The sequence below is a fragment of the Caballeronia sp. BCC1704 genome (assembly GCF_902833455.1).
In the GTDB taxonomy this organism is placed as follows: Bacteria; Pseudomonadota; Gammaproteobacteria; order Burkholderiales; family Burkholderiaceae; genus Caballeronia.
The window spans coordinates 577,900-591,740 of sequence record NZ_CADFFT010000005.1 but is presented as its reverse complement, the minus strand read 5'-3'; the positions used below and the strand labels follow the sequence as shown (position 1 = coordinate 591,740).

Genomic DNA, 13,841 nt, shown 5'->3' with positions numbered 1-13,841 from the left:
GTGGAGAACAAGGAAGTCGTGATCGGCTTCGGGCATCCGGTTTATACGATCTCCGATCCGCGTAACAAGGTCATCAAGGAAGTCGCGAAGTCGCTGTCGAAAGAAGCGGGCAACACCAAGCTCTTCGATATCGCGGAACGCCTCGAAACGGTGATGTGGGACGCGAAGAAGATGTTCCCGAATCTCGACTGGTTCAGCGCGGTGTCGTATCACATGATGGGCGTGCCGACCGCGATGTTCACGCCGCTCTTCGTCATCTCGCGTACGTCGGGCTGGAGCGCGCACATCATCGAGCAACGCATCGACAACAAGATCATCCGGCCGAGCGCGAATTACACGGGACCGGAGAACCTCGAATTCGTGCCGCTGCCAAAGCGTTCGTGATGCTTCGCTGAACGCCCCGTCTCAGCCCGGCGCTCGATTCGGTGATGCCTTTACCGAGTCGCGCGCCGGCGGCGCCTACAATAGCCCGAATCTTCGAATGAAGGGTTGCCCTTTTGCATGACCCTTCGAGCGTGGCATGTCAAAGACCATGCAATGACCGAGACCCCGCAATGAATAGCGCAAACCGCAAACCCCTCCCCGGCTTCTCGCTCGACTACTTCGATGCGCGTGCAGCCGTCGAAGCCCTCGCGCCGGGCGCGTATGACACGCTGCCCTACACGTCGCGCGTGCTCGCCGAGAATCTGGTTCGCCGCTGCGACCCGGCGATCCTCGATGCATCGCTGATGCAACTCATCGAAAGAAAGCGCGAACGCGATTTTCCGTGGTTTCCCGCGCGCGTCGTCTGTCACGACATCCTCGGGCAGACGGCACTCGTTGATCTCGCGGGCCTGCGCGATGCCATCGCGGATCAGGGCGGCGATCCGGCGCAAGTGAATCCCGTCGTGCCCGTGCAGTTGATTGTCGATCATTCGCTCGCCGTGGAATGCGGCGGCTTCGATCCAGATGCGTTCGCGAAGAACCGCGCCATCGAAGACCGGCGCAACGAGGATCGCTTCGATTTCATCAACTGGACCAAGAAGGCATTCAAAAATGTTGCAGTGATTCCGCCGGGCAACGGAATCATGCACCAGATCAATCTGGAGCGGATGTCGCCTGTGATTCATGCGATCGATGGCCTCGCCTATCCGGATACGCTCGTCGGCACCGACAGTCACACGCCTCACGTCGATGCGCTCGGCGTCATCGCTATCGGCGTGGGCGGCCTCGAAGCCGAGAATGTCATGCTCGGCCGCGCGTCGTGGATGCGGCTGCCGGATATCGTCGGCGTCGAGTTGAGCGGCATGCGCCAGCCGGGCATCACGGCCACCGATATCGTGCTCGCGCTCACCGAGTTCCTTCGCAAAGAGAAAGTGGTCGGCGCATACCTCGAGTTCTATGGCGAAGGCGCATCGAGCCTCACGCTCGGCGACCGCGCGACGATCTCGAACATGGCGCCCGAATACGGCGCGACGGCGGCGATGTTCTATATCGACGAGCGCACGATCGACTATCTGCGCCTGACCGGCCGCGACGAGAAGCAAGTGAGTCTCGTCGAGCACTATGCAAAAACCACTGGCCTGTGGGCCGATTCGCTCGCGCATGCGCAATATGAACGCGTGCTGCGCTTCGATCTTTCCACCGTCGTGCGCAACATGGCGGGTCCGTCGAATCCGCATCGACGCTTGCCGGTGTCTGAGCTCACGGCCCGCGGCATCGCGCGCGAATGGGAGAACACGCCCGGGCAGATGCCGGATGGCGCGGTCATCATCGCGGCGATCACGAGCTGCACGAACACGAGCAACCCACGCAACGTGATTGCAGCCGCGCTGCTCGCGCGCAATGCGAATGCGCAAGGGCTCACGCGCAAGCCGTGGGTGAAGTCGTCGCTCGCGCCCGGTTCTAAAGTGGTCGAACTGTATCTGCACAAAGCCGGCCTGTTGCCCGAACTCGAACAACTCGGCTTCGGCATCGTCGCGTTCGCATGCACGACGTGCAACGGCATGTCCGGTGCGCTCGATCCCGCCATTCAGCAAGAGATCGTCGATCGCGATCTGTACGCCACCGCCGTGCTCTCCGGCAATCGCAATTTCGACGGACGTATTCATCCGTATGCGAAGCAGGCGTTTCTCGCGTCGCCGCCGCTCGTCGTCGCGTATGCGATTGCGGGGACCATACGCGTCGATATCGAACGCGATGCGCTCGGTATCGGCAAGAACGGGCAGCCTGTCTATCTGAAGGACATCTGGCCGAGCGATGAAGAGATCGACGATATCGTCAGACAGAGCGTGAAGCCCGAGCAGTTCCGCAAGATCTACGAGCCGATGTTCGCGCTGAACGCCGCGAGCAATGAGTCAATCAGCCCGCTCTATGACTGGCGCCCGCAAAGCACCTATATTCGCCGTCCGCCGTATTGGGAAGGCGCGCTCGCAGGCGAACGAACGCTCAAAGGCATGCGCCCGCTCGCGGTGCTCGGCGACAACATCACGACGGACCATCTCTCGCCGTCCAATGCGATCCTCGCAACGAGCGCGGCCGGTGAATACCTCGCAAAAATGGGCTTGCCCGAAGAGGACTTCAATTCATACGCGACGCATCGCGGCGATCATCTGACGGCGTTGCGCGCGACGTTTGCGAACCCCACGCTCATCAACGAGATGGCAGTTGTGAATGGGGAAGTGAAGAAAGGCTCGCTTGCGCGCATCGAACCTGAAGGCAAGGTGACGCGCATGTGGGAAGCCATCGAAACGTATATGGAACGCAAGCAGCCGCTCATCATCATCGCGGGTGCGGATTACGGGCAAGGCTCGTCGCGCGACTGGGCCGCGAAGGGCGTGAGGCTCGCGGGCGTCGAGGCGATCGTCGCCGAAGGCTTCGAGCGCATTCATCGCACGAACTTGATCGGCATGGGCGTGTTGCCGCTTGAATTCAAACCGGGGATGAATCGACAGACGTTCGGCATAGACGGCACCGAGACTTATGACGTGATCGGCGAGCGCACGCCGCGCGCCGATCTCACGCTGGTCATTCATCGCAAGAATGGCGAGCGCGTGGAAGTGCCGGTGACGTGCCGCCTCGATACCGCGGAAGAAGTCTCGATCTACGAAGCCGGTGGCGTGTTGCAACGCTTCGCTCAGGACTTCCTCGAATCAGCGAAGGCAGCGGCCTGATCGGGCACGCTGCATCCAACCAAGGAATCACATGGCATACGCACCTCAGATCAAGATCGCCGCGACCTACATGCGCGGCGGTACCAGCAAGGGCGTTTTCTTTCGCCTGAACGATCTGCCCGAAGCGGCGCGCGTGGCGGGACCCGCGCGCGATGCGCTGCTGTTGCGCGTGATCGGCAGCCCCGACCCGTACGGCAAGCAGATCGACGGCATGGGCGGCGCGACGTCGAGCACGAGCAAGACCGTCATCGTGTCGAAGAGCACGCGGCCCGATCACGATGTCGACTATCTCTTCGGGCAAGTGTCGATCGACAAGCCGTTCGTCGACTGGAGCGGCAACTGCGGCAATCTCTCGGCGGCGGTCGGACCGTTTGCCATCACGAGCGGCCTTATCGATGCTGAGCGCGTGCCGGACAACGGCATCGCGATCGTGCGTATCTGGCAGGCGAACATCGGCAAGACGATCATCGCGCATGTGCCGATCACGAAGGGCGCCGTGCAGGAAACGGGCGACTTCGAACTGGACGGCGTGACGTTTCCGGCCGCAGAAATACAACTCGAATTCGTCGATCCCGCAGCGGAGGAAGAAGGCGCGCAAGGCGCAATGTTCCCCACAGGCAATATCGTCGATGATCTCGAAGTGCCAGGCATCGGCACCTTCAAGGCAACGATGATCAACGCGGGCATCCCGACCATCTTCGTGAATGCAGAAGACATCGGCTATAAGGGCACCGAGCTTCAGGACGCGATCAACGGCGACAACCCGGCATTGACGCGCTTCGAAACCATCCGCGCATACGGCGCGCTGCGCATGGGCCTTATCACGAGCCTCGATGAGATTGCCCAACGCCAGCACACGCCCAAGATCGCGTTCGTCGCGCGTCCGGCGGAGTATGTCGCGTCGAGCGGCAAGCGCATCGGCGCGGAAGATATCGATGTCCTCGTGCGTGCGCTGTCGATGGGCAAGCTACATCATGCGATGATGGGCACCGCCGCTGTCGCCATCGGCACGGCCGCCGCGATTCCCGGCACGCTCGTCAATCTCGCGGCGGGCGGCGGCGCGCGTCAGTCGGTGCGCTTCGGTCATCCGTCCGGGACGTTGCGCGTCGGCGCGGAAGCGGTCGAAGCGAACGATGAATGGTCAGTCAAGAAGGCCATCATGAGCCGCAGCGCGCGCGTGCTGTTCGAAGGCTTCGTGCGCGTGCCCGATCCTCGGGATAGCGTGTCCGAGTAGCCGCTCGAGGCGGCGCGCGATGCATCGCAAGGCTCGCTGCGCCGCCGATTCGCTGCTCCCTATTGAGAAGCGCGAGAAGCCGTGTTAGCGCAGCCCGCCGCTCGCGATGATGCTCTCGCCCGTCAGCCAGCGCGCATCGTCCGATGCGAGGAACACCGCGACTGACGCGATATCGTCCGGATTTCCCAGCCGGCCGAGCGGCGTTTGAGCGACGATGCCCGTTTCCATCTCCGAGCCGATGATGCCCGCCGTATGCGTGCCTTCGGTCGCTACCATGCCGGGATTGATCGAGTTCACGCGAATCTTCCTCGCGCCGAGTTCGCGCGCCAGCACGCCCGTGATTGCATCGACGGCGCCTTTGGTGCCGCTATAGACCGCGCTCGCGGGCGGCGTGATGCGGCTCACGACCGAGCTCACGTTGATGATGCTCGCGCCTTCGCCCAGATGCTTCGAAGCGGCCTGCGTCACGAGTAGCAGGCCCAGCACGTTCACATTGAACTGCTTATGGAAATGCTCTTCGGTGATCTCCTCGATCGGCGAGAACTCATAGATGCCCGAGTTGTTCACGACGATATCGAGGCGGCCATAGGTTTCCACCGCCGCATTCACGATGCCTTTGGCGTCCGCTGCATTCGACACGTCGCCGCCGACGGCGATCGCTTTGCCGTTAGCCGCGACGATATCGGCCACGACCGCGTCCGCGCCATTCCGGCTGCTTGCGTAGTTCACCACCACCGATGCGCCTTCGGCCGCGAGCGCCTTGGCGATGGCAGCGCCGATACCCTTCGATGCACCCGTGACGACGGCCACTTTGCCTGCGAGCTTGCTCATGATCGTTTCCTTGGAATATTGAATACCATGAAGATGGAATTGGCGTTCGGCTCACCGCGTCGAAGCGCCACGTCGCCAATGTAGACATCTCCCGCATGACGATAAAGCGGCCGGAAACGAATTGACTGGCTGGCAATAATGAACAATGCATGCAAAAGACCAAAGACATCAGGCGACCGGGCGTGTGGAAGTCCGCCCGTTTCGTCTCGCCGATGTCTTGCGCCGGCCGCCGCTTGCGGGCGCCGCCAGTTGCGGCGCGGCGAACATATCGACCAGTTGCTCGCGCAGCCAACGGTGCGCCGGCAGCGTTTCGTTGCGCTGATGCCAGAAGAGGCTGATGACGCGATCCGGCGCCTCCAGCGGCGCGCGCACGCTGACCAGTTCGCCGCTTGCCGCCGCCCTTTCGCACAGATCGCTCGGCAGTACGCCGATCAGATCGCTCGCGCGGATCATGTCGCACGCCACGGTGTAATGGTTCACCGTCGCGACGAGATTGCGCCGCAGTCCGCGTGACGCGAGAAAGGTATCGAACGTGGGCTGCGTCTGCCCCGCGAGGCTGACATCGACGTGACGCGCGTTCAGAAAGCGTCGCGTCGTCAGCCTGCCCGCTTCGGCGAGCGGGTGATCGCGCCGCATGATGCATCCATAATCCACGGTCCACAGCGAACGCGAGCGAATATGCGCCGGCGGCAGCGTTTCGTTCACATAGACGCCGATCAGATAATCCACGCGATTGCCCTCCAGCAGCGCGGGCGCATCGAGCAGGATGTTTGGCACCGTATGAAAACGCACGCCGGGCGCAGTCTTACCGAAGCGCGTGATGAGTCGCGGCATGACGATGCCCGCGACGTAGTCGGACATCGACAGGCTGAAGTTCACGTCGGCGAGCGATGGAAGGAAGGTCTGCTCGTCGAGCGCGCCGCGGATGCGGGCGAGCGACTCCCCGATGGGCCCCCACAACGCCATCGCGCGCTGAGTCGGCGCGACGCCCGCGCCGTGGCGCACGAAGAGCGGGTCGCCGAAGGCCTCGCGCAACCGGCCGAGCGCGTTGCTGACGGCCGGCTGCGTGAGCGACAGCTTGGTGGCTGCCCGCGTGACCGCGCCTTCGGTCATCAATGCTTCGAATACTTTCAGCAAATTCAGGTCAAGCGTACGGAAGCTCATGAACCATTCAGTCCGTCAATGGATGGGATCACGATTATAAATATGGTTGAAGATGCACGCGCCCTAGAATGAGCGGATCGTCGCCTGCCTGGAGAGCCCTGTGTCGAATGTATCCGCGCGCATCGAACGTCTTCCTTTCGGACGCTTTCATTGGCGCCTCTTGATGATGGGCGGCTTCGGCTATGCCTTCGATGCCATGGACGCCGCAGCGGTCGCGTTCGTGCTCCCGGTGCTGCGGCACGACTGGGCGCTGACCAGCGTGCAGACAGGCGTCCTCGGCAGCGGCAACTTTATCGGCTACTTTTTCGGCGCGCTGTTCGCGGGCACGCTCGGCGATTCGATCGGCCGGCGCAAGGTGATGATGTATGCGCTACTGCTCTACAGCGTCGCGTCTGTCGTCAGCGCGATGACCGATTCGTGGCCCACGTTCCTCGCCTCGCGCATCGTCGCTGGCATGGGCACGGGCGCGGAAAGCGCGATCATCGCGCCATATCTCGCGGAGTTCGTCGCGAAACGCTATCGCGGCGTCTTCACGGGCGCGCTCGCCGGCTTCTTTTCGTTCGGCTTCGTCGCGGCCGCGCTGCTCGGCTATTTCGTCGTTCCGGCGTTTCCCTCGGGCTGGCGCACCGTGCTCTTCATCACGGCGCTTCCCGTGGTCATGCTCTTGTGGTGGCGCCGCTCGCTGCCCGAGTCGCCGCGCTGGCTCGAAAGCCGCAAGCGTCACGACGACGCCGACCGCGTGCTCGCCGACATCGAAGCGGATTTCGCGCGGCAAGGCATCGCGCTACCGGCTGCCGCAGCCGTCGGTCCGACCGGCGCGCCGCCCGCGCCCACCGGCACGCTCGTCGCGAACTTCCGCGCGCTGTGGGCAGGACGGCAGGCGCGCATCACGGTCAAGACCTGGCTGATGTGACTCTCCATCACGTTCAGCTATTACGCGTTCTTCACATGGATTCCCGGCCTGCTGGTACAGCACGGCATGAGCATCACGCGCAGCTTCGGTTATTCGCTCGCGATGTACGTCGCGCAAGTGCCGGGCTACTTCACGGCGGCATGGTTGAACGAACGCATCGGCCGGCAAGCGACGATCGCCTCGTACATGCTGTGCGGCGGTGCCTGCGCGCTCGGCATGGCGTTCGCGAGCACCAACGGCGAGATCATGCTGGCGGGCATCTGCCTGTCGTTCTTCATGAACGGCACGTATGCCGGCGTCTATGCATACACGGCCGAAGTCTTTCCGACCGCCGTGCGGACGACCGGCGCGGGCACGGCGTCGGCCATCGGCCGGATCGGCGCAATCGTCTCGCCGATTCTCGTCGGCTATCTGTATCCCATCTCCGGCTTCGCGGGCGTGTTCGGCGCGACGACCGTCGTGCTGCTGCTCGGCGCGCTGGCGGTCGTGGTGATGGGCGTGCCGACGCGAGGACGCTCGCTCGAAGACATTGCAGCGGGCGAGGCGGAAGACGTGGCATCGGTCACGCACGCCGCCAAGTATTGAATACATTCGATTGAATACATAACGCCGAATGCAAGTTTTCCCCGGAGACTCACCCGTGCAAAGCATCCTTTTCCAGAACGCCGCCCTGCTCGATCCCGCGAGAGCCGAAGTGCTCGACGCGCATCACGTCCTCGTCGAGAACGGCGTCGTCAAGGAGATATCGGACAAGCCGCTGAAGAGCGCGTCATCGCGCGTCATCGATCTCAAGGGCAAGACGTTGATGCCGGGGCTCATCGACCTGCACGTGCATGTCGTGGCCGTGCAATTGAATCTGTCGCAGCAGGTCCATATGCCCAATGTGCTCGTCACGCTGCGCTCAGTGCCGATCATGCGCGGCATGTTGCGGCGCGGCTTCACCACCGTGCGCGATGCCGGCGGCGCGGGCCACCCGCACAAACTCGCGGTCGAAAGTGGCCTGGCCGTGGGACCGCGCCTTTTCGTTGCCGGACGCGCGCTCAGCCAGACCGGCGGCCACGGCGATATGCGCGCCCGGTCCGACTATATGGGCGACAGCGCGCCGTGCGGATGCTGCGTGCGCGTGGGCGCGCTCGCGCGCGTCGCGGACGGCGTGGACGAGGTGCGCCGCGCGGCGCGCGAGGAATTGCAGATGGGCGCCGATCATCTGAAGATCATGGCGTCGGGCGGCGTGGCATCGCCTACCGATCCTGTCGGCGCATACGGCTATGCGGAGGACGAAGTGCGTGCCATCGTCGAGGAAGCGCGCGCCCGCAATACGTATGTGATGGCGCACGCGTACACGGCGGATGCCATCGCGCGAGTCGTGCGCTGGGGCGTGCGCACGATCGAGCACGGCAACCTGATCGATGCGCCCACCGCGAAGCTGATGGCCGAACACGGCGCCTACGTGGTGCCGACGCTCGTCACCTACGAAGCGCTGGCGTCGGAGGGCGCGCAGTACGGTCTCGGCGAGGAAAGCGTCGCGAAGATCGAGGATGTGCGCGAGGCGGGTCTGCGATCGCTCGAAATCTATCGCGAGGCAGGCGTGAAGATGGGGTTCGGCTCGGACTTGCTCGGACCTTCGCAGCGGCTGCAAAGCGATGAATTTCGCATTCGATCCGACGTGCTCGGCAATGCGGCGGCGCTCGCGGCCGCCACGACGACGGCCGCCGAAGTGCTCGGCCTGCCCGGGAAGCTCGGTTGCATCGCGCCGGGCGCGTGGGCCGACATGATCGTGGTGGACGGCAATCCGCTCGAAGACATTTCCTGCATGCTGGGACAGGGCGAGCGGATACCGTTGGTCATGAAGGGCGGCGAGATCCAGTTCGACGAACTCGAAGCGCGCTGACGCATCGCGCCCAGGCGCTTATTCCCCGGCGTTTTCGTCGACCAGATGAGCGATCTCGTCGACTTCGATGGTCCGGCCGAGCCGGTTCTTCACGCCATATCCCCACGCATGCACGTGGGCGCCCGGCGTCAGATAGTCCGACAGCGCCTCGGCCGCGTGCGGCGGCATGCGCAGCGACGTGCCGTCGTCCAGCAGGGCGCCGCGCAGCTCGCCTTTCGGACCGTGGAGCGCGATCAGCACTTCGCCCGACGCTTCCATCTGGCGCATTTCGACTTCGGGCGGATGATGCTTGCCGTCCGAGTCCGGGCCTTCGTCGAGGATAGTGCGGCCCGCCTTCGTCATGACGGCGACGGCCGCGATCATGTCCGCGCCACGCAGCTTGATGCCGCGCACCGTGACGGCATCGCCGATCTTCACGTTGCGCGCCAATTGCTTCGACAGATGCGGCGGGAAATGAATTTGCCGCGAGTCGTCCAGAATGAATCCGTCGAGCTCGCCGTGGGGATTGAGCAGAAATCGCGTGACCGTACCGCGCGTTTGCGGCAAGCAGTCAGGGTCGATCCAGTGCATCCGTGCTTCTCCTTTCGATAAGGTTCGGTCGATACTTTGCTTTTTGCATGCAGACGCATGCATGCGGCATGCAGCATGCAAAACGCGAACAGCAAGAGTCTCGCCTTACAGACAGGAAAGCCGGAGTACTCGGTGTCAGCCGGCGTCTGAAGTCTTCGCCGACACCTCTTGCGCACGCCGCAGCCGCTCGCGGCTGTTCGAGAGGTGCATGCGCATCGCGGCGCGCGCCGCCTCCGGATCGCGGCGCTCGATTGCATCGTAGATATCCTCGTGCTCGCGATTCACGCGGTCGAGGTAACTGCCCGGATCATTGTGCGCGAGCGCGGCCGAATTCACTCGCGTGCGCGGAATGATCGTATTGCCGAGCTGGCTCAGGATGCTGTGGAAGTAGCGGTTGCCGGTTGCCTTCGCCAGTTCGAGATGGAATGCGACGTCCGCTGCAACGGCGTTTTCCGTGCCGGAAGCGATGTGCCGTTCGAACTCATCCAGCGCGCGACGCATCTGCGCTAGGTTCTCGTCTGTGCGGCGCATCGCCGCCAGCCCTGCGGCCTCCGCTTCGAGACTGATGCGCAGTTCGAGGATCGCCATCACGTCGCGGATGGTCAGGTCGCCGGCGGCTTCAATCTGGAATCGGTCATGGTCGCCCGCCTCCAGCACGAACGTGCCGATGCCATGCCGCGTCTGCACGAGCCGCGCCGCCTGCAGCCGCGAAATCGACTCGCGCACGACGGTGCGGCTCACGCCGAGCTGCGCCATGATCTCGGATTCAGTGGGCAGCTTGTCGCCGGGCTGAAGCGCCCCGCTGCGAATCCGCTCGGACAGTTCGGCGACGACCTCCTCGGTGAGATTGCGGGAACGGCGAAGCGCGCCAGGCGCGAGTGCAGGAGACATGAGTGAACCGGTCGTAGAAAGGCCAATGGCCCATTATAGGGCGCAGACCCGCTTGTACGATGACTATTGCACACCAGCCATGCGCCCTCTGCCGCCGCGCTTGTATGCAAAGTGCAATCGTTACGACGGTAATGGATGTCTGAAACTACGCATTGAAATGCCGAAAGTTGGGGCGTAGAGTTCACGTACTGCATGAAGTGAACGCCATGTGCTCCTGACCCTACCGCACATCTCTTGTTCGCTTTCTCTCGGGGCTCGTGAATCCCATGTCCGCATCCGTTGGATTCGCCATCTTCCGCGCACGCGCGAGCTATCGACAGATGCGGATCTCGGCCGCCGCAGTGAATTGCATCCAACATTAAGGCGCGAACTAGCGCGATCGCGGGGCGGCCGGCAGTCCGCATCCCCTCCTATGATCTGGCGGGCTATGCATCAGCAATACGGGACGGCAAGGAGACGAGCAATGATGCGTGAAGTAACCGGGGCGTTCTGCGGCCCGCGCAAGCTGGACGAAGCACTTGAAGACCTGCGCGCCGAAGGCATTGCGGGCGACCGTATCCGCGTGGCCTGCGTGGAGCCCCACGCGGAGATCCAGATGTCGATCGCGCTCAGCGCCAGTTCGCCCACGCAATGGATCACCGCCGAACATGCCGGTTATGCGCCGTATTTCGAGGACGACACGATCGGCGCCGAATCGCCATGCGCCGACATTCTTCCGGACTTTCGTGATCGCGATGTGGCCGGCCACGCTGAAAGCCTCGGCACGGTGACGCGAGTCATCGTCAGCATTCGCGACGAAGCGGAGATGCGTGCCGTGTGCGACATCTTCTCGCGTCTCGGCACCGACGATATCGACGCCGAAAGCGCGGCGGTCTGACTCGCCGCGCTCGGCCCGGGGGCTACTGCGGCGTCGTATCGGCAGGCTTCGCCTTCTTCTTGTGCTTGAAATGGAAGCCGCCCTTGTGCGTGCTTCCCGGTGCGGACGTATTGTCTCCGCCCACCGTCGGCCCGGCGGTCGCAGCCCCGTGCGCGTTGCCGCCGCCGGAGCCGCCGTTGCCATTGCCGCCCGCCTGCGCCATTGCGCTGCCCGAGGCCAGCGCCATGCTGGCCGCCAACGCGATCAGCCCTGCCAGTCTGCTCGTTCTCATCTCGTTTGCTCCGTTTGTCGAGGTTGATTGTCACGCGCCTGCTTCTGTCGATTCTTTGCATTCTTTATGCGGCATGCAGCACGCATCATGCAATTCGCGATAGAAGACGGAGCCGGTGGCGAGTTCAAATACACCCGCCGACGAGCCGCCTTCCGAACCGCCGAGAGACCTAGAGCAGGTTTCGTGCTCGTTCCCCTCGCCCGTATGCAAAGCATGCTTCTGATCAACGCCCTTTGGACCGCTGACTTTCTGTTTGATTACAGACAGCGCTTTCGCAAGGACGAAGACATCGCTCATCGAAGGCACCGTGCGCCATCGCACGGACGTACACCCCGCGGAATCCGTTAAATACGATCAAACAACCTCGATGGCGAGTGCGAGGGTTCAGTGGATCGAATGACATTCATTGAGCGAATACACCGCCGCCCGTACGCCCCGGTTTGAATAACGTAAATGGCGTTCGTTGAGGGGAATGCCCTTGAGCGCCTAACTGGCCGGTCGCACCGTTGGCCAGGTACAAGGGACCAGACATAATGAAAACTGAATTGCGCCGCATCCTTTCCGAATTCGCACGCCTCGACGTGCCCATCGATACCCTTTCCGACAGCGACGATCTTTATGCCGCCGGTCTTTCTTCGCTTGCCACGGTTCACGTGATGCTTGCGATCGAAGATGAGTTCGGCGTCGAAATCCCGGACCACATGCTTACGCGCCGGCTCTTTTCCAGCGTGGATTCGCTCGCGGCCGCCGTGGAGGAACTTCGTCGTCAGCAGGCGGCAGCATGAACGCCGCCGCGCAGGAAGCCGAGGCGTCGCAATTGGCCGAACTCGATCGCAGCGCAGGCGCCCGTAGCGAGACTGAGTTGCTCGAAGCCGCGCGTCGCGTCGCCGCGATTGCAGCGAAACACGCGAGCGCCGTCGACAAAGAAGCGCGCTTTCCCGCAGAGGCCGTCGCCGCGATGCGTGACGAACGGCTTTTCTCCGCCATGGTGCCCGTGATTCATGGTGGCGACGGCCTCTCGCTTTCAGGCGTCGCTCGCCTGTGCGAAACGCTCGCGCAAGGCTGCGCGTCCGCCGCCATGATCTATGCGATGCATCAGAGCCAGGTGATCTGCATCGTCGATCACGGCGCGAATGTGCAGTGGCAGCGCGATTTCCTCACACGCATGGTGAGCGAGCAATTGCTGCTCGCCTCCGCGACCTCTGAGGAGACGATCGGCGGCAATATGCGAACGAGCGCGTGCGCGGTCGATCTCGTCGATGGCGCGTTCACGATCGAGAAGCTCGCGCCGACGATCTCATATGGCAAGTACGCCGACTGCATTCTCGTTACCGCACGCCGTCATCCCGATGCCCCGCCCTCTGATCAGGTACTGATCGTCGCGCCGCGCGAGACCTGTACGCTCGAACAGCGCGGCACATGGGACACGCTCGGCATGCGCGGCACATGCAGCGAGGGCCATCGGCTCGTCGCAAGCGGGACTGCAGAGCAGATTCTCCCCGTACCGTTTTCAAAGATCGCCGACGAAAGCATGCTGCCTGTATCGCATACGCTGTGGTCGTCGGTATGGATCGGCATTGCAGCGGATGCAGTGAATCGCGCGCATCAATTCTTTCGCAATCAGGCGCGTGGAAAGCCGGGTGCGTTGCCGCCGTCGGCGTCGCGGCTCGCACAGGCCGTCACGCTCATTCGCATGATGCAGGCGCGCCTGCGTGAATCGCTCGCGGCGGTGGAAGCATCGCAGCGAGAACGTGTGATACGTCAGGCAAGCCATGCAGACGACATCGATGCGCCGCTCACCGCATCCATCGGCCTTGCATCGGACCTCAACATGCTCAAGCTCTCGATTTCACAATCGGCGGTGCATGTGGTGCAAGAGACGCTGATGATCTGTGGAATGGCCGGCTATAAAAACGACACGCCTTTTAGCGTGGGGCGGCACTTGCGCGACCTGCATTCCGCGCCGCTCATGATCAGCAACGACCGCATTGAATTGAACACGGCGAATCTGCTGCTCGCGCAGCGCGCCGCAACCGGGGACCTTTAA

At 63.1% G+C, this 13,841-nt stretch carries 13 protein-coding genes and 1 pseudogene; 8 read left to right on the top strand and 6 right to left on the bottom strand.

All coding sequences use genetic code 11. The features are described from left to right. From HWX53_RS25775 to prpF, 3 genes are all read left to right on the top strand, one after another. Positions 1 to 384, top strand: a 384-nt coding sequence (locus HWX53_RS25775) for a citrate/2-methylcitrate synthase (RefSeq protein WP_279612508.1), incomplete at its 5' end; no start/stop codon positions are given. Between the two features lie 170 nt (positions 385 to 554). Further along, a complete protein-coding gene (gene acnD / locus HWX53_RS25770) occupies positions 555 to 3,152 on the top strand; it encodes a Fe/S-dependent 2-methylisocitrate dehydratase AcnD (protein ID WP_175946156.1) in 2,598 nt (865 codons plus the stop codon). Between the two features lie 31 nt (positions 3,153 to 3,183). Beyond that, entirely contained in the window at positions 3,184 to 4,386 is a 1,203-nt protein-coding gene (gene prpF, locus HWX53_RS25765) for a 2-methylaconitate cis-trans isomerase PrpF (RefSeq protein WP_175946154.1), read from the top strand. Positions 4,387 to 4,470: 84 nt separating this feature from the next. Here prpF and HWX53_RS25760 read toward each other — a convergent pair whose 3' ends face one another. Then, complete coding sequence (locus HWX53_RS25760; protein WP_175946152.1) at positions 4,471 to 5,217, bottom strand: glucose 1-dehydrogenase; 747 nt, start codon at positions 5,215 to 5,217, stop codon at positions 4,471 to 4,473. Positions 5,218 to 5,385: 168 nt separating this feature from the next. Further along, on the bottom strand, positions 5,386 to 6,381 hold the full coding sequence (locus HWX53_RS25755) for a LysR family transcriptional regulator (protein WP_175946149.1): 996 nt from the start codon (positions 6,379 to 6,381) through the stop codon (positions 5,386 to 5,388). 100 nt (positions 6,382 to 6,481) lie between these two features. Between HWX53_RS25755 and HWX53_RS25750 the strand changes: the two are divergent. Together HWX53_RS25750 and HWX53_RS25745 are read left to right on the top strand one after the other, a co-directional pair. Further along, a pseudogene (locus HWX53_RS25750) lies at positions 6,482 to 7,879 on the top strand (MFS transporter). Positions 7,880 to 7,934: 55 nt separating this feature from the next. After that, positions 7,935 to 9,185, top strand: a complete 1,251-nt coding sequence (locus HWX53_RS25745) for an amidohydrolase family protein (RefSeq protein ID WP_175946147.1) — start codon at positions 7,935 to 7,937, stop codon at positions 9,183 to 9,185. 18 nt (positions 9,186 to 9,203) lie between these two features. Here HWX53_RS25745 and HWX53_RS25740 read toward each other — a convergent pair whose 3' ends face one another. Both HWX53_RS25740 and HWX53_RS25735 read right to left on the bottom strand, forming a co-directional pair. Beyond that, positions 9,204 to 9,755 (bottom strand): hypothetical protein, encoded by a 552-nt coding sequence (locus HWX53_RS25740; protein WP_175946145.1) that lies wholly within the window; start codon positions 9,753 to 9,755, stop codon positions 9,204 to 9,206. A 135-nt stretch (positions 9,756 to 9,890) separates the two neighbouring features. Continuing rightward, the gene (locus HWX53_RS25735) at positions 9,891 to 10,646 is read right to left on the bottom strand and encodes a FadR/GntR family transcriptional regulator (protein WP_175946143.1); all 756 of its coding nucleotides are present in this window, start codon (positions 10,644 to 10,646) and stop codon (positions 9,891 to 9,893) included. 463 nt (positions 10,647 to 11,109) lie between these two features. Here HWX53_RS25735 and HWX53_RS25730 point away from each other — a divergent pair, with 463 nt between their 5' ends. After that, the gene (locus HWX53_RS25730) at positions 11,110 to 11,523 is read left to right on the top strand and encodes a hypothetical protein (protein WP_175946141.1); all 414 of its coding nucleotides are present in this window, start codon (positions 11,110 to 11,112) and stop codon (positions 11,521 to 11,523) included. 22 nt (positions 11,524 to 11,545) lie between these two features. Here HWX53_RS25730 and HWX53_RS25725 read toward each other — a convergent pair whose 3' ends face one another. Then, a complete protein-coding gene (locus HWX53_RS25725) occupies positions 11,546 to 11,794 on the bottom strand; it encodes a hypothetical protein (RefSeq protein WP_241270145.1) in 249 nt (82 codons plus the stop codon). A gap of 30 nt (positions 11,795 to 11,824) precedes the next feature. Then, positions 11,825 to 12,091, bottom strand: coding sequence for a hypothetical protein (locus HWX53_RS25720; protein ID WP_175946139.1), 267 nt, complete (start codon positions 12,089 to 12,091; stop codon positions 11,825 to 11,827). A 236-nt stretch (positions 12,092 to 12,327) separates the two neighbouring features. On the opposite strand from HWX53_RS25720, the gene HWX53_RS25715 reads away from it, so the two are divergent. Then, positions 12,328 to 12,579, top strand: a complete 252-nt coding sequence (locus tag HWX53_RS25715) for an acyl carrier protein (RefSeq protein WP_175946250.1) — start codon at positions 12,328 to 12,330, stop codon at positions 12,577 to 12,579. Continuing rightward, positions 12,576 to 13,841 (top strand): acyl-CoA dehydrogenase family protein, encoded by a 1,266-nt coding sequence (locus HWX53_RS25710; RefSeq protein ID WP_175946137.1) that lies wholly within the window; start codon positions 12,576 to 12,578, stop codon positions 13,839 to 13,841. The genes HWX53_RS25715 and HWX53_RS25710 overlap by 4 nt, the downstream gene beginning before the upstream one ends.